General features: G+C 70.6%; 19 protein-coding genes and 2 pseudogenes. 16 read left to right on the forward strand and 5 right to left on the reverse strand.

Annotated elements, in window-relative coordinates; genetic code table 11:
• The first annotated feature begins 11 nt into the window (after window positions 1–11).
• From OG393_RS30005 to OG393_RS30040, 8 genes are read left to right on the forward strand one after another with little or no spacing between them, the layout of a single operon-like run.
• Window positions 12–1,337, forward strand: a complete 1,326-nt coding sequence (locus tag OG393_RS30005; protein ID WP_327377822.1) for an L-fuconate dehydratase — start codon at window positions 12–14, stop codon at window positions 1,335–1,337.
• On the forward strand, window positions 1,334–2,095 hold the full coding sequence (locus tag OG393_RS30010) for an SDR family NAD(P)-dependent oxidoreductase (protein WP_327377823.1): 762 nt from the start codon (window positions 1,334–1,336) through the stop codon (window positions 2,093–2,095). Before OG393_RS30005 ends, OG393_RS30010 begins: the two co-directional genes overlap by 4 nt.
• Complete coding sequence (locus tag OG393_RS30015) at window positions 2,095–3,090, forward strand: aldo/keto reductase (protein WP_327377824.1); 996 nt, start codon at window positions 2,095–2,097, stop codon at window positions 3,088–3,090. The genes OG393_RS30010 and OG393_RS30015 overlap by 1 nt, the downstream gene beginning before the upstream one ends.
• On the forward strand, window positions 3,090–3,827 hold the full coding sequence (locus tag OG393_RS30020; RefSeq protein ID WP_327377825.1) for a (Fe-S)-binding protein: 738 nt from the start codon (window positions 3,090–3,092) through the stop codon (window positions 3,825–3,827). The genes OG393_RS30015 and OG393_RS30020 overlap by 1 nt, the downstream gene beginning before the upstream one ends.
• Window positions 3,827–5,287, forward strand: a complete 1,461-nt coding sequence (locus OG393_RS30025; protein WP_327377826.1) for a LutB/LldF family L-lactate oxidation iron-sulfur protein — start codon at window positions 3,827–3,829, stop codon at window positions 5,285–5,287. Before OG393_RS30020 ends, OG393_RS30025 begins: the two co-directional genes overlap by 1 nt.
• Entirely contained in the window at window positions 5,284–5,919 is a 636-nt protein-coding gene (locus OG393_RS30030) for a LutC/YkgG family protein (protein ID WP_327377827.1), read from the forward strand. The genes OG393_RS30025 and OG393_RS30030 overlap by 4 nt, the downstream gene beginning before the upstream one ends.
• Entirely contained in the window at window positions 5,916–6,227 is a 312-nt protein-coding gene (locus OG393_RS30035) for an L-rhamnose mutarotase (RefSeq protein WP_327377828.1), read from the forward strand. Before OG393_RS30030 ends, OG393_RS30035 begins: the two co-directional genes overlap by 4 nt.
• Window positions 6,224–7,126, forward strand: coding sequence for an amidohydrolase family protein (locus tag OG393_RS30040; protein WP_327377829.1), 903 nt, complete (start codon window positions 6,224–6,226; stop codon window positions 7,124–7,126). Before OG393_RS30035 ends, OG393_RS30040 begins: the two co-directional genes overlap by 4 nt.
• 2 nt (window positions 7,127–7,128) lie before the next feature.
• Here OG393_RS30040 and OG393_RS30045 read toward each other — a convergent pair whose 3' ends face one another.
• Window positions 7,129–8,136, reverse strand: coding sequence for a DDE-type integrase/transposase/recombinase (locus OG393_RS30045; RefSeq protein WP_327377830.1), 1,008 nt, complete (start codon window positions 8,134–8,136; stop codon window positions 7,129–7,131).
• Between the two features lie 37 nt (window positions 8,137–8,173).
• Window positions 8,174–8,449, reverse strand: coding sequence for a hypothetical protein (locus tag OG393_RS30050; protein ID WP_327377831.1), 276 nt, complete (start codon window positions 8,447–8,449; stop codon window positions 8,174–8,176).
• Window positions 8,450–8,891: 442 nt separating this feature from the next.
• On the opposite strand from OG393_RS30050, the gene OG393_RS30055 reads away from it, so the two are divergent.
• Both OG393_RS30055 and OG393_RS30060 read left to right on the forward strand, forming a co-directional pair.
• Window positions 8,892–9,587 carry a FadR/GntR family transcriptional regulator gene (locus tag OG393_RS30055; protein ID WP_327377832.1) on the forward strand — a complete coding sequence of 232 codons (696 nt, stop codon included), beginning with the start codon at window positions 8,892–8,894 and terminating at the stop codon, window positions 9,585–9,587.
• A gap of 431 nt (window positions 9,588–10,018) precedes the next feature.
• Window positions 10,019–10,273 carry a transposase gene (locus tag OG393_RS30060; RefSeq protein WP_327377833.1) on the forward strand — a complete coding sequence of 85 codons (255 nt, stop codon included), beginning with the start codon at window positions 10,019–10,021 and terminating at the stop codon, window positions 10,271–10,273.
• 768 nt (window positions 10,274–11,041) lie between these two features.
• Here OG393_RS30060 and OG393_RS30065 read toward each other — a convergent pair.
• Window positions 11,042–12,001 (reverse strand): annotated as a pseudogene (locus tag OG393_RS30065) (chitinase); the annotation flags it as partial.
• Window positions 12,002–12,217: 216 nt separating this feature from the next.
• A pseudogene (locus OG393_RS30070) lies at window positions 12,218–12,766 on the reverse strand (carbohydrate binding domain-containing protein); the annotation flags it as partial.
• 182 nt (window positions 12,767–12,948) lie between these two features.
• Between OG393_RS30070 and OG393_RS30075 the strand changes: the two are divergent.
• The 5 genes from OG393_RS30075 (at window position 12,949) to OG393_RS30095 (ending at window position 16,871) form a co-directional block, all read left to right on the forward strand.
• The gene (locus OG393_RS30075) at window positions 12,949–13,299 is read left to right on the forward strand and encodes a hypothetical protein (RefSeq protein WP_327377834.1); all 351 of its coding nucleotides are present in this window, start codon (window positions 12,949–12,951) and stop codon (window positions 13,297–13,299) included.
• A gap of 165 nt (window positions 13,300–13,464) precedes the next feature.
• Window positions 13,465–14,541: a zinc-dependent alcohol dehydrogenase family protein gene (locus OG393_RS30080; protein ID WP_327378598.1), complete on the forward strand. Its 1,077-nt coding sequence runs from the start codon at window positions 13,465–13,467 to the stop codon at window positions 14,539–14,541.
• On the forward strand, window positions 14,538–15,224 hold the full coding sequence (locus OG393_RS30085) for a helix-turn-helix domain-containing protein (protein ID WP_327377835.1): 687 nt from the start codon (window positions 14,538–14,540) through the stop codon (window positions 15,222–15,224). The genes OG393_RS30080 and OG393_RS30085 overlap by 4 nt, the downstream gene beginning before the upstream one ends.
• A gap of 278 nt (window positions 15,225–15,502) precedes the next feature.
• Window positions 15,503–15,871, forward strand: a complete 369-nt coding sequence (locus OG393_RS30090; protein WP_327378599.1) for a rhodanese-like domain-containing protein — start codon at window positions 15,503–15,505, stop codon at window positions 15,869–15,871.
• Window positions 15,872–15,977: 106 nt separating this feature from the next.
• Complete coding sequence (locus tag OG393_RS30095; RefSeq protein ID WP_327377836.1) at window positions 15,978–16,871, forward strand: potassium channel family protein; 894 nt, start codon at window positions 15,978–15,980, stop codon at window positions 16,869–16,871.
• A 54-nt stretch (window positions 16,872–16,925) separates the two neighbouring features.
• Here OG393_RS30095 and OG393_RS30100 read toward each other — a convergent pair whose 3' ends face one another.
• Window positions 16,926–19,310: a phosphoketolase family protein gene (locus OG393_RS30100; RefSeq protein ID WP_327378600.1), complete on the reverse strand. Its 2,385-nt coding sequence runs from the start codon at window positions 19,308–19,310 to the stop codon at window positions 16,926–16,928.
• A gap of 392 nt (window positions 19,311–19,702) precedes the next feature.
• Between OG393_RS30100 and OG393_RS30105 the strand changes: the two genes are divergently transcribed.
• The gene (locus OG393_RS30105; RefSeq protein WP_327377837.1) at window positions 19,703–20,023 is read left to right on the forward strand and encodes an STAS domain-containing protein; all 321 of its coding nucleotides are present in this window, start codon (window positions 19,703–19,705) and stop codon (window positions 20,021–20,023) included.
• Window positions 20,024–20,084 lie beyond the last annotated feature (61 nt).

A 20,084-nucleotide genomic window follows, 5' to 3' on the forward strand; every position in this document is an offset into this window, starting at 1 on the left:
AAGGCACCCCGTTGTCCGCAACCACAGCGCGGATCACCGCCGTCGACACCTACGACATCCGCTTCCCCACCTCGCGGGAGCTGGACGGGTCCGACGCGATGAACCCCGACCCCGACTACTCCGCCGCCTACGTCATCCTGCGCACCTCGGCGGGCGGCCACGAGGGCCACGGCCTCACCTTCACCATCGGCCGCGGCAACGACGTCCAGGTCGCCGCCATCGACGCGCTGCGCGACCACATCATCGGCCGTACGGTCGACGAACTGTGCGCCGACCCGGGCTCGCTCAGCCGTGACCTGATCGGCGACAGCCAACTGCGCTGGCTCGGCCCCGAGAAGGGCGTGATGCACATGGCCATAGGTGCCGTCGTCAACGCCGCCTGGGACCTCGCGGCCAAGCGCGAGGGCAAGCCGCTCTGGCAGCTGCTCGCCGACGCCGACCCCGCGTGGCTCGTCTCCCAGATCGACTTCCGCTACATCACAGACGCCCTGAACCCTGACGAGGCCCTGGCACTGCTGAGCAAGGGCAAGCAGGGTGCGGACGGCCGGGCCGCCGAGCTGCTTCGGCGCGGTTACCCCGCGTACACCACTTCGCCCGGCTGGCTTGGCTACTCCGACGAGAAGCTCACCCGGCTCGCCAAGGCGGCGGTGGCAGACGGGTTCACCCAGATCAAGCTGAAGGTCGGCGCCGACCTCGAGGACGACATCCGGCGCTGCCGTGCCGCCCGCCAGGCCGTCGGCCCGGACATCCGGATGGCGATCGACGCGAACCAGCGCTGGAACGTCGCCGAGGCGATCGAATGGACGAATGCCCTGGGCGAGTTCGATCCGTACTGGATCGAGGAGCCCACCAGCCCCGACGACGTGCTCGGGCACGCCGCCGTCCGGCAGGACGTGCACCCGATCAAGGTCGCCACCGGCGAGCACGTGCAGAACCGGATCGTCTTCAAGCAACTGCTCCAGGCCGGCGCCATCGACATCCTCCAGCTGGACTCCGCGCGCGTGGCGGGCGTCAACGAGAACCTGGCGATCCTGCTGCTGGCCGCCAAGTTCGACGTTCCGGTCTGCCCGCACGCCGGCGGCGTGGGCCTGTGCGAGCTGGTCCAGCATCTGTCGATGTTCGACTACGTCGCTCTCTCCGGCACTACCGAAGACCGGGTGATCGAGTTCGTCGACCACCTCCACCAGCACTTCCTCACCCCTGTGGTCATCAGCAGCGGCCACTACCAGGCACCCACCGAGCCAGGCTTCTCAGCCACCATGCACCAGGCCACCATCGACACCTTCACATACCCCGGCGGCGCCTTCTGGGCGGCCGACCTGGAGGAGCGCTCATGACCACCGACCTCGACGGACTCACTGCCCTGGTCACCGGCGGCGCCTCCGGCATAGGTCTGGCCACTGCCAAACTGCTCAGCGAGCGGGGAGCGGACGTCGCTGTCCTCGACCTCGACCCGAGCGGTGTCCACGTCCCGCTGCGCGGCTTCACCGCTGACGTCGCCGACGACCGCTCGGTGCGCACGGCCGTCGAGGGGGCGGCCGAGGCGCTCGGCGGGATCGACATCCTGGTCAACAACGCCGGAATCGGTGCCGCGGGCACCATCGAGGACAACCCGGACGAGCAATGGCACCACGTCCTGGACGTCAACGTGCTCGGCATCGTCCGCACCACCCGCACGGCGCTGCCCTACCTGCGCCGCTCCGGCCACGCCTCCGTGGTCAACACCTGCTCCATCGCCGCCACCGCGGGACTTCCCCAGCGCGCGTTGTATTCGGCGAGCAAGGGCGCCGTCCTCTCGCTTACCCTGGCCACGGCCGCAGACCACGTCCGTGAGGGTATCCGGGTCAACTGCGTCAACCCCGGCACCGTCGACACCTTGTGGGTCTCCCGACTGCTGGACGCCGCCGAGGACCCGGCCGCCGAACGCGCCGCCCTCAACGGCCGCCAGCCGACCGGACGGCTGGTCAGCGCCGAGGAAGTTGCCGCCGCAATCGCTTACCTCGCCTCCCCGGCTGCCGGCAGCATCACCGGCACCGCCCTCGCGGTCGACGGCGGCATGGCGGGCCTGCGCCTGCGACCGGAGCCGAAGCTGTGATGCTGCGCCACCACCGGCTCGGCCGCAGCACGGTTCAGGTCAGCGAGCTCGCCTTCGGCGCGGCCGGTATCGGCAACCTGTTCACCCCGGTGCCCGACGCACAGGCCGAACAGACCGTCGTCGCCGCCTGGGAGTCCGGTGTCCGGTACTTCGACACCGCCCCGCACTACGGCCTCGGCCTGTCCGAACGACGCCTCGGCCGCGTCTTGGGTGCCATGCCCCGGCACGAGTACGTGCTGTCCACCAAGGTCGGCCGCCTGCTGGAGCCAACCGCCGACGCGGATGGCGACGACCTGACCAACGGCTTCGCCGTCCCCGCGACCCACCACCGACGATGGGACTTCAGCGCCCAGGGTGTGCGTCGGTCTATCGAGGAGAGCCTGGACCGGCTCGACCTGGACCGGCTCGACATCGCCTACCTGCACGACCCGGACGACTACGCCGACCAGGCCCTGGACCAGGCATACCCGGAGCTGGAACGCCTGCGCGCGGAAGGTGTGCTCGGCGCCATCGGCGTGGGGATGAACCAGGCCGAACTGCTCAGCCGCTTCGTCCGCGACACTGACATCGACGCCGTCCTGCTAGCTGGCCGCTACAGCTTGCTCGACCAGAGCGGCCTCACCGAACTGCTACCGCTGGCCCACCGGCGTGGTGTCGGAGTCGTGATCGGCGGTGTCTTCAATTCCGGCCTGCTCGCCGACCCGCGTCCCGGCGCCACCTTCGACTACTCTGCGGCGCCGCCAGACCTGCTCGGCCGGGCCCTCGACCTCAGGGCCATCTGCGAGCAGCACGGCGTACCCCTGCGGGCCGCCGCTCTGCGCTTCCCGTTCGGACACCCGGCCGTCGCCAGCGTCCTGGTGGGCACTCGCAACGCGGCCGAGATGGAGGACGCCGGCGCCATGCTCCACCACCGCATCACGGACGCCCTGTGGGCCGATCTGAAGGACCGCGGGCTGCTGACCGCCGACACACCAACCCCTCTGGAGGCGGGCTGATGCGTATCGCCCTGTTCATCACCTGCTTCAACGACACGATGTTTCCCGGTACCGGCCGAGCCGTGGTGACCGTCCTGGAGCGCCTGGGCCACACGGTCGAGTTCCCGCAGGAGCAGACCTGCTGCGGTCAGATGCACTTCAACACCGGCTACCGCCCCGATGCCGTCCCCTTGGTGGCTCGCTTCGCCAGGACCTTCGCGGACTACGACGCCGTCGTCACGCCGTCCGCCTCCTGCGCCGGAATGGTCCGCGAGAACCACCCGCTGCTCGCGGCGGAGTACGCCCACGTCCAGCTCCAGCGGCAGGTCACCGAACTGGTGCCCCGGGTGTACGAGTTCATCGAATTTCTGACCCACGTCCTCGGGGTCACCGATGTGGGGGCGTTCTTCCCACACCGTGTCACCTACCACCCCACCTGCCACTCCCTGCGAGGACTGCGCCTCGGCGACCGGCCGCTGGAGCTGCTGCGGGCGGTCAAGGGCATCGACCTGGTCGACCTCCCGTCGGCCGACTCGTGCTGCGGCTTCGGCGGTACCTTCGCCATCAAGAACGCACATACCTCCGCCGCGATGCTCTCCGACAAGGCGGTCGGGGTGCAATCCACCGGAGCCGAGGTCCTGTGCGCCGCCGACAACTCCTGCCTGATGCACCTCGGCGGCGGACTGTCCCGGCAGGGCAGCAGCGTGCGCACCATGCACCTGGCCGAGATCCTCGCCGCTACCGAAGGGGCGGCGTGATGAGCAACCGCGGTGGCCGGGGCGTCGTCTGGCTCGACTCCCCGTCCTTTCCCGACGCCGCCCGCAGTGCGCTGAAGGACCAGCGACTGCGCGCCAACCTGAAGTGTGCCACCACCACCATCCGCGACAAGCGGATCGCCGTCGCCTCGGAACTCGACGACTGGGAGGACCTGCGCGAGGCCGCAGCCGCGATCAAGCAGCGGACCTCACGCCATCTCGACCACTACCTGGTGCAGCTGGAGGCATCCGTCACCGCCGCAGGCGGCGCTGTGCACTGGGCCTCCGACGCCGCCGAGGCCAACCGGATCGTCACCACACTCGTCCGGGCCACCGGCGAGCGCGAGGTGGTGAAGATCAAGTCCATGGCGACCCAGGAGATCGGCCTCAACGAAGCCCTCGCAGAGGCCGACATCACCGCGTACGAGACCGATCTCGCCGAACTCATTGTCCAACTCGGCGACGATCGCCCCTCCCACATCCTCGTCCCAGCGATCCACAAGAACCGCACCGAGATCCGCGACCTTTTCGCCGCAGAGATGGGCCGTTGGGGACAGCCAGCGCCTGACCGTCTGGGCGACGACCCGGCGGAGCTCGCCGACGCCGCACGCCGCCACCTGCGGGAGAAGTTCCTCTCCGCCAAGGTCGCCGTCTCCGGTGCCAACTTCGCGTGCGCCGACACCGGCACGGTCGTTGTAGTGGAGTCCGAGGGAAACGGCCGAATGTGCCTCACTCTGCCCGAGACGCTGATCACCGTCATGGGCATCGAGAAGGTGGTCCCCACCTGGTCGGATCTGGAGGTGTTCCTCCAACTGCTGCCCCGTTCCTCCACCGGCGAGCGGATGAACCCCTACACCTCCACCTGGACCGGCACCACCGAGGGTGACGGTCCCCGGGAGTTCCACCTGGTCCTGCTCGACAACGGCCGCAGCGACACTCTCGCCGACGAGGTCGGACGGCAGGTGCTGGCCTGCATCCGCTGCTCGGCCTGCCTCAACGTGTGCCCAGTCTTCGAACGCACCGGCGGCCACGCCTACGGCTCGGTCTACCCCGGGCCGATCGGTGCCGTCCTCACCCCGCAGCTGGTCGGCGTGGAGAACGCAGCCACCCTGCCGTTCGCCTCCACCCTGTGCGGGGCCTGCTACGACGCTTGCCCCGTGAAGATCAATATCCCGGAGGTGCTGGCCCACCTGCGAGCCAAGGTTGTCGAGGCCAAGCGGCTGCCCACCGCGGAGGCGATGGCGATGAAAGCCGCCGCCAGAGTGCTGGACTCCCCGCAGCTACTCGCTGCCGCGCAGACGGCGGCGAGCGTCGCCGGACGCGCCATCGCTCGGCACGGACGCATCGGCCGGCTGCCCGGCCCGCTGCACGGCTGGTCCGACACCCGCGACACCCCCGCGCCACCCGCCGAGTCCTTCCGCACCTGGTGGCGCGAGAACAAGGAGAAGGAGGGGGAGCGATGACCAGCCGAGAGGCCGTCCTCGGCCGCATCCGCGCCGCACTCGCCGACGTCCCGTCCGACGAGACCCCGGACGACGTACTCGTGCCCCGTGACTACCGGCGCAGCCACGTCCGGGCAGACGAGGACACCGTTGCCCTCTTCGCCGAACGCGTTGCCGACTATCGCGCCACTGCCACCCGTACCAACATGGCTGGCTTGCGCGACGCCATCGCCGTCGCGCTGACCATGCGGGGCACCGCAAGCCTGGCGCTACCGGACGCGTTCCCGATCGAGCTGCTGCCGACCGGCAGCTGGGAGTGGCACCCGGAGCCACTCGACATCGAGGCACTGGACGCCCTGGACGGCGCGATCACGCTCGCCGCCGCCGGCATCGCCGTCACCGGGACCATCGTCCTCGACACCGGTGCCGGCCAGGGCCGACGCGCCCTCACGCTCATCCCTGACTACCACCTCTGCGTCGTCCGCGCCGAACAGATCGCCGCCGACGTCCCCGACGCCCTCGCCCGCCTCGACCCGGCCCGGCCGCTGACCTTCATCTCCGGACCCTCAGCCACCAGCGACATCGAACTCGACCGGGTGGAGGGTGTGCACGGCCCCCGCACCCTGGACGTCATCATCGTGGAGACCTCATGAGAATCGCCCTGCATACCCGCGTCCGCCCCGACCGGATCGCCGAGTACGAGGCCGCCCACCACGAGGTACCCGCCGAACTCGCGGCCGCCAGTCGGGCCGCCGGCGTCACCTCCTGGACGATCTGGCGCAGCGGCTGCGAGCTGTTCCACCTGCTGGACTGCGAGGACTACGGCCGGCTGCTCGCCGAACTGGAACACCTGCCGATCAACATCGCCTGGCAAGCGCGGATGGGTGAACTCCTCGACGTGGTCCACGACTACTCGAAGGACGGTACCTCGGCCGGGCTGCCAGTGGTGTGGGAGCTGTGACGGCCCGGCTGATCATCGACGCGCACCACCATGTCTGGGACCTCGCCGTACGGCCGCAGCCCTGGATTGCCGGCGAGGCGCTGGCCCCGCTCGCCCGGTCCTTCATGGCCGCGGACCTAGCTCCCGAGGCCAGTGCGGCCGGGGTGGTCGGCACCGTCGTCGTCCAGACCGTCTGTGTGCCCGAGGAGACACCCGAATTGCTGGCGCTCGCGCACCGCAGCGACCTGATCGCCGGGGTCGTCGGCTGGACCGACCTCACCGCCCCGGACGTCGCCGACCGGATCGCCGAGCTGCGTGAGCTCCCGGGCGGGGAACGACTGGTGGGAATCCGCCACCAGGTGCAGGAGGAGCCGGACCCGAACTGGCTGCTGCGAGCGGACGTCCAGCGTGGGCTGACGGCCGTTGCCGAGGCCGGCCTCGCCTACGATCTCGTCGTCAAGCCGCAGCAGCTGCCCGCCGCCACGATCGCGGCCTCACAGCTCATTCCGCTGATTTTCGTCCTCGACCACTTCGGCAAGCCGCCGATCGCCACCGGCGCTCTCGAACCCTGGGCGGATGGCGTACGCCGTCTGGCCGAGCTGCCCAACACCGTCTGCAAGCTCTCCGGGCTGGTCAACGAGGCCGCCCCTGGCTGGCGGATCGAAGACCTCGTGCCGTACGCCGATACGATCCTGGAGGCATTCGGCTCTCAGCGGCTGCTGTTCGGCTCCGACTGGCCGGTCTGCACCCTGGAGGCCGGCTACGGGGAGGTTGTCCGCGTCGCGGAGCACCTCACGGACGCGCTCGGCCCCGCCGAGCAGGAGGCGATCTTCCACCGCAACGCGATCCGGGTCTACAGCCTGCAGGTACCTGCCTGCTACTCCGCCCGGAAGATTTCAAGTCCAGCGAGACGGTCGTGACGCTATGAGGTTTGTGGTGCGGGTTCGCGGCGCTTGGCCGGGTCGTTGTTCCACGCCTTTTGGGGTATCCGGGGTGGTCGGGGGCGACGGCCGAAGCGTTCGGGGTGGCGGGCGTATGCCCCGGCGAGGGTGACGGCCCGCTGGTCGCGGACCTCCTCGGCGGTTCCGAAGGGCACGCCGGCGGGCGTGTGCCAGCCGATGCCCGAATGCCGGTGCTCGTGGTTGCAGTACGCGATGAACGCCTCGAACCACTCGCGGGCATGGGCGAGCGAATCGAAGCGTTCGGGGTAGTCGGACATGTACTTCGTGCTCTTGAAATGGGCCTCGTTGGCAGGGTTGTCGTTGGAGGTCTTCGGCCGCGAGTGCGACCAGGCGACGCCGAGGTCGGTCGGCAGCTGGGAGACCCTCTTGGAGGTCATCGAGGTGCCGCGGTCGGCCTGCACGGTCTCGGGCACGATGCCGTTGCGGGCGATGGTCTCCCCGATCAAGTCCTCGGCCCGCGCCGCTGATTCGGCCGCCTCGACGGTATGGCCGACGATGTAGCGGCTGAAGATGTCGATGATGACGTAGGCGTGATACCAGACGTCCTTGACCGGTCCGGCTGCCTTGCTGATGTCCCAGGTGAACACCTGCGAGGACCCGGTGGCGACCCGCTCGGGCACTGTCTTCGCGGGGTGGGTGGCCTGGCGGCACCGCTCGCCTACCTGTCCCTTCTCGCGCAGGGTCCGGTACATCGTGGAGACGGAGCAGTGGTAGCGCCCGGCATCCAGCTCGCGGGCCCGGATCTGGGCGGGCGGCAGCTCGGCGTACTCGTCGCTGTTCATCAGCTCCTGTACCGCCGCCCGCTCCTTGGGCGTGAGGGCCGTGGGCTGGACCTGCCGCTTGCGGGGTTCACGCGGCGGCGGCGGACGCGGCCGACAGCAGTGGGTGGCCCTGGAGCGGCCGGTCAGCCGGCAGGCCGTCGTGAGACCGAGTTCGTCCTCGACGCCGGTGAACGCGTCGTCTACCACCGGGTCGGCGGCAGCGTTCAGTCCGCGCCCTCGGAGATCATTTCCAAGAGCGCGGAAGCTTTCCCATGACCTCCAGCGCGGCCTTGTTCCGGGCCAGTTCCCCCTCCAGCCGCTCGATTTGGCGGCGCAGCTTCTCGTTCTCCGCCTCGGCGCGGACTTCTTCGGCCTCGCCGGGCTGGTGCGCTTGTCGACCAGCTTCTCCAGCCCCGGCATCCCGCGCGGCCCGCCACTCCTTGACGTGCGAGTGGTACAGGCGCTCACGACGCAGGACCGCGCCCTTCTCGTTCCTCGGTGCGGCGTCGTACTCGGTCACGATCCGCAGCTTGTACTCGGACTGAAGGAACGACGCTTCGGCCTGGGGGCCGGATCGGACTCGACGGGGTTCGTGCTGGTCACGAGGGGATGGTTCTCCTGACGTGCCCTCTCAGGCTAACCCGACGAAGCGGGAGGTCTCACCCAAGGCTGACAGAGAGGGGCCTGACCGAGGACTTGGGAGATCCGATGTCCTGCCGCGCGGTGCGCGGCCACGTGACAACCAGCCGGTGAAGTGGCCATACCGTCCCAGGCCGTCTGCGGGCGCGGCTAGCACTCCCCGCCGTCCCACCGCTGAACAGCGCAAATACCGAAGTACGGCTGGAGTACTAGGGCCAGAGGTGTGACTTGGGCAGTGGCCGAAGGCGGCCGTGCAGCGGCGGACCGTACCGGGCATGGGTGGGTCTATGCTGTATTGATCGGACCATTGGAGGAACAGCGTTGTGCCAGTCACCGACGAGGCGATCGAGAAGATCAAGTCAATGATCGTCAGTGGTGAACTTCGCCCTGGCTCGCGCCTACCGAAGGAGGCCGACCTTGCCGAGCGGCTCGGTCTCTCCCGCAGCTCGCTGCGGGAGGCGGTGAAGGCCCTCTCGCTCATCCGGGTCCTCGATGTGCGCCAGGGTGACGGCACGTACGTGACAAGCCTGGAGCCCCATCTCCTGCTTGATGCGCTCGGCTTCATCGTCGACTTCCATCAGGACGACACGGTCCTGGAGTTCCTGGAGGTCCGCCGCATCCTGGAGCCCGCCGCCGCCGCGATGGCTGCCAGGATGATGTCCGACGACGACGTCGCCGCCCTGGGGGAGCTGCTGGGCAGCCTGGGTGACGACGCCTCCCTCGAGGAACTGATCGACAACGACCTCGCGTTCCATCGCGCGATCGCGGCCGGCTCGGGCAACACCGTGCTCTGCTCGTTGGCCGACGGCCTGTCCGGCCCGACCGCTCGGGCCCGGATATGGCGTGGACTCACGGAGAAGGACGCAGTCGCCCGGACCCGTCAGCAGCACCGCGCCATCTTCGACGCCATCGCCAACCGGCGGCCCGACCTCGCCCACGCCTGGGCCACCATTCACGTGGCCGGCGTCGAGCAGTGGCTGCGAGACACACTCGGTGCAGTCGGCTCCGCGCTCGGCTGACGCCACCGGGAACCCGACGCCGACCGGCCGCCCCGTTCCCAGGGAGAGCCAGTCCGACTGAGCTTGAGTGCGTTGTGGCAAACCGGATCGTGTTCGAGCGGCAGCAGGCGACTGTCTGGACTGAGGTTCGGGTGCGGCCGCGGGCATGAGAGAACGGGCCCCTTGGTAGTGACGCGGTTACGACACCAGCACGACCAAGGAAGCCCGTTGCCTGATCAGTCGAGCAGCACCACTGTGGCTGCGTCCACCGCGATCACCCCTGGGTGTGACTGCCACGTGCACCGGTTCGGTTCGATCGCTCCAGGGCTGCGGGCAGGCTGCTATCCGAGTGATATGACGGATGCGGAGTGGGCCGAGGTCCGCTCGGCGATGCCGGTGCCGGATTGGCTCCTCAAGCGGGGCGGGCGTCCGGAGTCGTACTGCCCCGCGAGATGCTCGACGCTGTGCGTTACCGGGTCGACAACGGTGTGAAGTGGACGGCTCTGCCGGTCGACTTCCCGTACTGGCGGGCGGTCTACGACTTCTTCCGCCGCTGGCGGGCCTGCGACTACGTGCGTGAACTGCACGAACGCCTGCGCCGCACGGCGAGGGAACGCTCAGGCCGCAGAAGAAGGGTCCGGTGCGGTTCAGCTTCACCGGGGGCGTGCCGTAGTCCTTTCCCGCCTTGCGGAGGGAGGCCGCGCTGACGACGGTCCCGGGGGAGGCGGCCAGCAATTCGTGAAAGAGGATGTCGGCCTCGGTGAGGAACCCTGACGGGGAGAATTCCAGGCGCAACCGTCACACGCACAGTCACCACTCCGACGGACTGCAATTTCCTGACGTTCCTCCGCGGATTCGCGGCCTGAACGAACTCGAACCAGCATCGCCCGCCACCCGTGCTGGTTGGGTGCTGACTTCACCGCCCTCGCACTCTTGATTCCGCAGGTCCTAGCCTCGATCGAATGAGTCGTCGTACCACTCGATGGTGGTGCCGATGAGACGGGCGGCCACGATCCGCGTGAGGGAACCGGGTGGCATCGGGGAGGTTGTTGCGGCGGCCATGTGCACCACTTCCAGGCAGGTACGGGGACGATTCGATGTCGCCACACCGTAGGAAGTGGCTGGTCAGGGGTGCATGTGGTGGGGCACCATGGTTCGTGAGGGTCAAGTGCGCTCAGCCGCCATGAGAGTCGCTCAGTCGCTCGTGGTCTCCGACCGGTCACGGCGAGCCGCGGGGGTCGGCCACGGGCGGGTGAACCGTCCCGGTTTCGAGTCCGGGTGGGCGGTGTCCGTGTCGGTGCCGCCGCTCGAACGGCAGGGGTCCGGGAACGGCCGATGATTCCGGGCCCCTGCCCGCTCGCGGGCCACACCCCGCCGGACGGGCCCGCGCTCCGGGGCCGTGGCTCGGAGCGCGGGGGTGTCGGCGACCCTCGGGTGAGGAGCGGTGCACCGGGACGCGAGGGTTCAGCGAAAGGTCAACGCCCCTGGAGGGACCTGACGTTGTCGCCGAAGGTCCAGCCCTTCGAGCCGTCCCAGTTGATCGACCAGGTCATGAGCCCCTTCAGCGCACCGCTGAAGGCGTTCCACGACTGGCCGACCAGGCTCGGCGTCATGTAGCCACCGCCCGCGCCCGTCTGGGCCGGCAGGCCGGGTACCTGCTTGTCGTAGGGGACCTTGATGGTGGTGCCCTGGATGGTGAGGCCGTTGTTCAGGCAGGTGGTCTGCGCGGTGAAGCCCTGCACGGTGCCGGCCTGGTAGGAGTCGCCGGAGCAGCCGTACATGCTGCCGTTGTAGTACTGCATGTTCAGCCACCACAGTCGGCCGTTGTCGACGTACTTCTTGATGATCGGCAGGTAGGAGCCCCAGATTGACCCGTAGGTGACGCTTCCGCCGGTGACGTAGGCGGTCTCGGGGGCCATGGTCAGTCCGAAGCCCGCGGGCATCTGGGCCAGCACGCCGTCGATGATGCGGATGAGGTTGGACTGCGAGGCGGACAGCGTGTCGATGTTGCCGCTTCCGGAGAGGCCGGTCTCGATGTCGATGTCGATCCCGTCGAAGTTGTACCTCTTGAGGATCGGGACGACGGTCGCCACGAAGCGGTCGGCGACGGCACTGGAGCTCAGGTCGATGCCTGCGGCGGCGCCGCCGATCGACATCAGGATGGTCGCCCCGGCCGCCTTGGCCTGGCACATCTCGGCGGGGGTGGAGACCTTGACGTTGGCGTCCATGCCGTCCTGCCACAGGACGGTGCCGTCCGAAAGGATCACCGGGAAGGCGGCGTTGATGACGTTGTAGCCGTGCGCGGCGATCCGGCTGTCCGTGATGGGGACCCAGCCCATGCCCGGGTGGACACCGTTCGCGGCGCCGTCCCAGTTCTCCCAGTAGCCCTGCAGGACCTTGCCGGACGGCTTGGACTTCGTGGGGCAGGTGTCGCCCGGCGGCGGGGTCGTCGGCGGCGGGCTGGTGGGGGGCTGGGTGGTAGGTGGTGCGGTGGTCGGCGGCGAAGTGGTGGGGGGCCCGGTGGTCGGCGGCGGGGTCGTCGTGGGCGGTGTGGTGGTCGGTGGTGCGGTGGTCGGGGTGGGGTCGCCGCCGGGGCCGGTGAGCTCCACCTCGTCCGCGTGGTACGCGGGCTGCCCGTACCAGCCGTGCAGGTAGACCGTCACCTGGGTGGTGTTCGCCCCCGTGGCGAAGTCGACGCTGAGCCGGCCGTACGAGGCGTTGTCCGGCGTCCAGGTGGACGTGGCGCCGGTGAGGCCGGTGCCGGTGGCACCCAGGTAGGCGTAGCTGCCCTGGACGTAGGCGCTCAGCGTGTACGAGGAGTTGGGGCGGACACTGACGGTCTGGGTGCACCGCGCGTTGTCCATGCCGGTCGGCACGGCCTTGAGCGCGGAGGCGCCGGAGTGGACCGGGCTGACGACGGTCGATCCGGAGCCGCCGGAGCAGCTCCAGCCGGAAAGTCCGTTCTCGAAACCGGAGTTGACCACCAGGTTGGTGGTGGCGGCCCCTGCCGTGGGGGTGCCCACCACGGCGACGCCGGCCCCGATGACGGCGGCGGCGCTGATTCCCGCGAGGGAGCGCGTCAGGACGGTCGACCCGCGCCGGGCGCGACCGGTCCGGTCGTCCACGCGGCGGGCGGGGTCGGGGGGACAGGGGCGGGAACCGCCCGGCGGGCGTGGAGTGCGCGGCCTCCGACGGAACATGTGGTGCTCCCTTTCCGCCGAGTGTCATGGGCATGACTGACTCATGAGGGCGCGACGCCCGGCTCTGGGTGAGGTGGGGACATGGGGAGTGTCGGACCGGATCGTAGGAGGGGCGACTCGGCGCGTCAATAGGTCTGGACCAATAGCGAGGTGTGTGGCCTGGTTCCCGACGACCCGGTGGCGTGGAACTGCAGCACGCGCTCAAGGAGCTGCCCGACGAGGTCCGGGACCCGCCGTATGTCGTTCCGACGTACGGCGTCCCGTTCACCGTGGTCCCCGGGTTCTTCACCGGCTGGGTCAGTCGGTTCACAGGCGACGCGACCGACATGTTCCCCTCGCCGCACGCTGAGCGCGGTGGCGGACATGATCACCGCGTCCCGGAGCGGCCCGCCGACGACCGGGACGCCCTGGTGGAAGCCTCGTCCGATGCCCTGGGCTCGGCGGTGACCGTGGAGGACGGCGCGCGGGTCTGGGAGACCCTCACCGGTCTGCTCGACCTGGAGACCGAGAGCTTCTCCATGCACATGCGGTGACGGCGTACGCGATCGCGCCCGTCTCGCGCCGTCCACCGTCCGGACCCCGGCGGGGGACCGTCCGGACCCCGGCGGGGGACCGTCCGGCCCATGCGCTCTGCCTCGCACGAGGTCAGGCTGAGGGTGTCCGGCAGTCCACGCGACGGGACCGGGAAGGGTGACGTGATGAAGGCACTCGTCTTCCACGGCCCGGGACAGACCTCCTGGGAGGATGTTCCGGACCCGAGCATCAAGGATGCCGCCGACGCCGTCGTGCGCGTCGATGCGGTCACCATCTGCGGCACCGATCTGCACATCGTCCGAGGAGACGTGCCCGAGGTGACCGCGGGGCGGGTGCTGGGCCACGAGGCGGTCGGCACCGTGGTCGAGACGGGAAGCGGCGTCCGCGGCGTCCGGCCCGGTGACCGGGTGCTGATCTCCTGCATATCCTCCTGCGGACGCTGCCGCTACTGCCGTGAGGGCCACTACGGACAGTGCCGCGGAGGCGGCGGCTGGGTCCTCGGGCACACCATCGACGGGACCCAGGCCGAGTACGTCCGGGTGCCCTTCGCGGACCTCTCCGTGTACCCGCTGCCCCAGTCCGTCGACAGCCACGACGCCCTGCTGCTCGCCGACATCTTCCCCACCGCCTACGAGGTGGGTGTGCTGAACGGCGGGGTCCGGCCGGGCGACACGGTCGTGGTGGTCGGCGCCGGACCCATCGGCCTCGCCGCCGTCACGACCGCGCGGCTCTACAGCCCCGGCCGCATCATCGCCGTGGACCTGGTCGACTCCCGGCTCGCGGCGGCCCGAACCCTCGGCGCGGACGCGACGGCGAAGGCGGACGAGGAACCCGAACGGCTCGTCGAGGACCTGACGGAAGGACTCGGCGCCGACGTCGTGATGGAGGCCGTCGGCGTCCCGGAGGCATTCGAGACCTGCACGCGGATGGTCCGCCCCGGCGGGCACGTCGCCAACATCGGAGTGCACGGCAAACCGGCCACGCTCCACCTCGAAGACCTGTGGATCAAGGACGTCACCCTCACCACCGGGCTCGTCGACACCTACTCGACCCCGATGCTCCTGAAGATGACGGCCGCCGGACGCCTCCCGTCCGCCGCGCTGATCACCCACCGCTTCGAGCTGGGGCAGATGGAGCAGGCGTACGACGTCTTCTCCCGAGCCGCGGAGACCGGGGCCCTCAAGGTGGCGCTGGGCGGCCCCCGGCACGACGAGATGACCATGTCGACCTCAGGGAAGTGAGCACCGTGCCCGGCACCACACCCCGGCCCATCGGCACCCACGACAGCGGACGTACGGACCTGGGCCGACGGATCGCGACCCGGCGGGAGGAGCTCGGTCTCTCCCGCGAGGAACTGGGGAGCCGCTCCGGCGTGGCCGCCTCGTACATCGCGTACCTGGAGGAACAGGCCGCCTCGCCGGCCGCCGGCTCGCTCCTGCGCGTGGCCCACGCCCTCGGGACCACCGTCGCCGACCTGAGCGGCGCGACGACCGAGCGACCGCCCGGCCGCGGGACGGCGGGGCGGGAGACGGGGCTCGTCGAGCTCGGCGAGGCGGAGTGCAGACGCCTGCTGTCCACGCACGGCATCGGCCGCGTCGCGCTCCTCACCCCCGAGGGCCCCGCCATCCTTCCGGTCAACTACGTCGTGGCCGGGGCCGACGTCGCCTTCCGGACCGAGGAGGGATCACCGCTCGCCCGCGCCGCCGGCACCGAGGTGGCCTTCGAGGTCGACCGCATCGACGACGCGATGAGCCAGGGCTGGAGCGTCCTGGTCGTGGGCGAGGCCGCCGGCGTCACCGACGGAGAGAGGCTCCGCGGTCTGGACGCCCTGGCCCCCTCCCCGCCCTGGGCGGGTGGCCACCGTACGCACTGGATGACGGTCACCTCCGTCCGGATCACCGGTCGCCGGGTGGTGCGGGGGTGACGGTCCCGACCGGACGGCGAAGGGCGCGCCCGGGTCCGCCCCGCGGGAGCGTCCTGCCGTGAGGGCGCGGGACCGGCCGCTTCCCGTGGGGCGTCCGGCCGGGGCGGACATCCGGCAACCGCATACCCCCCGGGGTAAGATGGTCAGTGGATGACATACCCCCAGGGGTAATGTGTGGGCCTCGTGGAACTTCCTCCCGTGCGCCGCCGCACCATCCTTGCCCGTCCCCCGAGCACCCGTGCGCCGAACACGGGCCGAACCGGAAGGCCAGAAGCATGATGTTCCCGTTCCGACGGAACGCCACCCCCCGCCTGGGCGTCGAAGAGGCCCGGCGCCTTACCGGCGGTGACGGGTCCGGCAGCGTCCTGCTGGACGTGCGCGAGACCTCCGAATGGAAGGCCGGTCACGCCCCGGGGGCCGTGCACGCCCCGCTGTCGGACCTCGCCGCCGGACTTCCGCTGCCCCAGGCGGCGAGGGACCGGAAGCTGATCGTGATCTGCCGCAGTGGAAACCGCTCGCGGCAGGCGGCCGGACTCCTGGTCGAGCGAGGCGTCGACGCCGTCGACGTCAGGGGTGGGATGCACGCGTGGGCGGGCGCCGGCTACCCGGTCGTCGACGAGCGAGGGAGGAACGGCTCGATCGCGTGACCTCGCGCGGTCCAGGCTCCCGTCGCCGGCCTCCGGGCGCCGCCTCCTGACGACGACACGCCTGATGCGAGAGGCTGTGCCCCGGACGCGCGAAGGAGAGTACGCGATGGACTGGCTGGTCACCGGCGTGGGCATGGCCCTCGTGCTGCTGATCCTGCGGGACGTCTTCCACACGCTGTGGCACCCCACCCGGCACGGAGGGCTGAGCAGGCTCGGCATGATGGCGCTGTGGCGGCTCTCCTCCCGGTCGGGCACGCGCCGGAGGGCCTCGGGGTTGGCCGGGCCGCTCGCCATGGTGTCCGTCGTCTCGCTGTGGACCCTGACCGTGGTCGCCGGATGGGCGCTCATCTACTGGCCCCACATGCCCGGGGCGTTCGTGTACGGCAACGGGCTGAGCCCCGCCGACCACGACGGGCTGCTCGACGCCCTGTACGTCTCCCTGGTCACGATCTCCACCCTCGGGCTCGGCGACATCGCGCCGACCGAAGGGTGGCTGCGGATCCTCGCGCCGATGGAGGGTCTCGTCGGCTTCGCCCTGCTCACCGCCACCGTCTCGTGGATCCTCGGCATCTATCCCGCGCTGGCCCGCAGGCGCGCGCTGGCCCTCAGGCTGTCCCATCTCGCGCGCGCCCGGCCCACGCGGGAGCAGCTGGACTCGGAGGCCGGCGCCGGGATTCTCGGCGGTCTCGCCACGGACATCGCCGGCGTGTCGGTGGATCTCCTCCAGTACGCGGAGTCCTACTACTTCCACGACGGTGACGACGCCACCTCCCTGGCCTGCCGGATCGGGTACGCCGCGGACCTCGCCGACCAGGCGGCGGGGGCCCGTCGCCCCGAGGTGAGGCTCAGCGCCTCGGTGCTGCGTGCCGCCCTCGACGACCTCGCGGCCATCCTCGACGAACGATTCCTCCGCACCGACGGGCCGCCCGCGCGGGTGTTCGACGCGTTCGCCCGTGACCACGGACGCGGCCCGGCGGCCGGGCTCCCGGCCGGGGGATAGCCCCCGGCCGGGACAGGGGCCCGCCGCCGGCGGACCCCTGTCGGCGCGGCGTACTCAGGCCGGCCAGGTCCAGTCCGTGATCTCGGGCAGGTCCGTGCCGTGCGCGCGGATCCACGCGTGGTGCCGCAGGCGCTGGTCGGCCATCTCCTGGCGCAGACCCGCGGCCCGGTCGGAGAGCCCCGGGACACGGTCGATCACGTCCATGACGAGCCGGAACCGGTCCAGGTCGTTGCGGACGACCATGTCGAAGGGGGTCGTCGTGGTGCCGGACTCCTTGTAGCCGCGCACATGCAGCTGAGGATGGCCGGCGCGGCGGTACGCGAGGCGGTGGATCAGCCAGGGGTAGCCGTGGTAGGCGAAGATCACCGGCCTGTCCCGGGTGAACAGGGAGTCGTACTCGGTGTCCGTCATCCCGTGCGGATGCTCCTCGCGCGGCATCAGCCGGGTCAGGTCCACCACGTTGACGACCCGCACCCCGAGGTCGGGCAGGCGGTCGCGCAGCAGCGCCGCCGCGGCCAGGATCTCCAGGGTCGGCACGTCCCCCGCGCAGGCCAGGACCACGTCGGGTTCCCGTGTCGCCCCGGCCGTTCCGGCCCACGCCCAGATCCCCGCGCCCCGCTCACAGTGGACGCGGGCCTCCTCGACCGGGAGCCAGTCGAAGGCGGGCTGTTTGCCCGCCACCACGACGTTCACCCGGTCGCGGCTGCGCAGCACGTGGTCGGCGACGGCGAGCAGCGTGTTCGCGTCCGGGGGCAGGTAGACGCGGACGACCTCCGGGCTCTTGTTCAGGATGTGGTCCACGAATCCGGGGTCCTGGTGGGAGAAGCCGTTGTGGTCCTGGCGCCAGACGTGAGACGTGAGGAGGTAGTTGAGGGAGGCGACGGGGGCCCGCCAGGGCAGGGCGCGGGCGGTCCGCAGCCACTTGACGTGCTGCCCGGCCATCGAGTCGACGATGTGTGCGAACGCCTCGTACGTGGAGAACAGTCCGTGGCGGCCCGTGAGAAGGTACCCCTCCAGCCAGCCCTGGCAGGTGTGCTCGGACAGGATCTCCATCACCCGCCCGGTGGGGGAGAGGTGCTCGTCGGTGTCGAGCCGCTCGGCCTGCCACGCCTTGCCGGTGGCCTCGTAGAGGGCGTCGAGCCGGTTCGACGCGGTCTCGTCGGGGCCCACGACGCGAAAGTCCCTGCGGTCCGCGGTGTCGGCCATCACCTGGGCGAGGAAGCCGCCGAGCACCTTCGTGGGTTCGTGGACCCCGCTGCCCGGCCGCGTGACCTCGACGGCGTGCTCGCCGAGATCGGGCAGCGGCAGCGAGCGCAGCAGCAGTCCGCCGTTGGCGTGCGGGGTGGCTCCCAGACGGCGGCGCCCCTCGGGGACGTGGGCCAGCACCTGGCCGGCCGGGCGGCCTTCCCGGTCGAAGAGCTCCTCGGGCCGGTACGAACGCAGCCACTCCTCCAGCAGCTTCAGGTGCTCGGGGTTCTCCCGCACACCCGAGAGAGGCACCTGGTGGGCCCGCCAGGTGCCCTCGACCGGGCGCCCGTCGACGGTGGCCGGTCCGGTCCATCCCTTGGGCGTCCGCAGCACGACGACGGGCCACCGGTGTCCGTCCGCCGCTCCGCGGCCGGCGCGCGCCTTCCGCTGGATCGTGCCGATCGTGTCGAGCGCCTCGTCCAGCGCCGCCGCCATCGCCTCGTGCACGGCGAACGGGTCGTCGCCCGTCACGTGGAGGGGCCGGTAGCCGTATCCGTACAGCAGGGAGTCCAGCTCCGGCTCGGGGATCCGGGACAGCAGGGCAGGGTTCGCGATCTTGTATCCGTTCAGGTGGAGGACGGGGAGGACCGCGCCGTCGTGCACCGGGTCGAGGAACTTGTTCGAGTGCCAGGACGCCGCGAGGGGCCCGGTCTCCGCCTCGCCGTCACCGATGACGCAGGCGACGAGGAGGCCGGGGTTGTCGAAGGCGGCGCCGTAGGCGTGGGACAGGCTGTACCCGAGTTCACCGCCCTCGTGGATCGATCCCGGGGTCTCGGGCGCCACGTGGCTGGGGACACCGCCGGGGAAGGAGAACTGCCGGAACAGGCGGGCCATCCCCTCCCGGTCGCGGCTCACGTCCGGGTAGGTCTCGCTGTAGCTGCCCTCCAGCCAGGAATTGGCCAGCACCGCCGGCCCGCCGTGTCCCGGGCCCCAGACGCACAAGGCGTCCAGCGCGCGGTCCTTCACGATCCGGTTCAGGTGCGTGTGGACGAGGTTGAGCCCCGGAGACGTGCCCCAGTGCCCGAGCAGCCGGGGCTTGATGTGCTCGGGCAGCAGCGGACGGTCCAGGAGGGGATTGTCGAGCAGATAGATCTGGCCGGCGGAGAGGTAGTTCGCCGCACGCCAGTGGGCGTCCAGATCGGCGATCGGGTACGTGGTCATGTGCTTCTCCTTCGTACGGCTGGGTCCCAGGCGCGAGGGGCACTCCCGCGTACCCTTCCGCCGGGCGCGTCCCGCCGGAAGGGGAAGACCGGCCCCGCCCGAGGGCCCATCGGCCCCATCCTCGGTGGCGGTGTGCCGGATTCCCGGGAGGCGCGGAGGGGCCGTAAGGGGCGGCACCCCGTGTCCGGGCGCCGGTCCCGGAGCCGGGCGTGCCGGGGCGTGACCGTCCGGACAGAGGCCGCCCACCGGCTCTCAGGGGATCGTCGGTTCGATCCGGAGTTCCGGGCCGCGGCGGAAAGGGACCTTCGGCCCACCTCTTGAGGGCCTGCGGCCCTTCAGCCGCGGTGCCCGCGTGCGATCTGGTGGGGACGGACAAGGGCGACGCACCTCGGTCCGCGAGGTGTTCACTGGGAGGACCTGCCATGACCACGACCCTGATCGCCCTGGAAGTCACCGGCCGCACGGAGTCCACGGCGGGCGCGGTGCTCAGCGGGGAGCTCGACATACACACGACGGCACATGTCGAGCCCGACCTGGTGGACCTGATCGGAACGGGTGCGCGGGAGATCGTCCTGGATCTGTCGGCACTCACCTTCTGCGACAGCTCGGGGATCGACCTCTTCGTGAAGATGCACCGCCGAGCAGGCGAAGCCGGATCCCGGCTTCGCCTGACCCGGGTGCCCGCACTCATCGGACATTCCTTCCACGTCCTGGGGGCCGACCGTGTCGTCGCCCTGAAGTGACTACCGACCGGGCGGACCGGCCGACTCACCGGGCGCCCACCCCGGCGCCTCCGCGACCGGA

It is taken from the genome of Streptomyces sp. NBC_01216 (genome assembly GCF_035994945.1).
GTDB lineage: Bacteria > Actinomycetota > Actinomycetes > Streptomycetales > Streptomycetaceae > Streptomyces.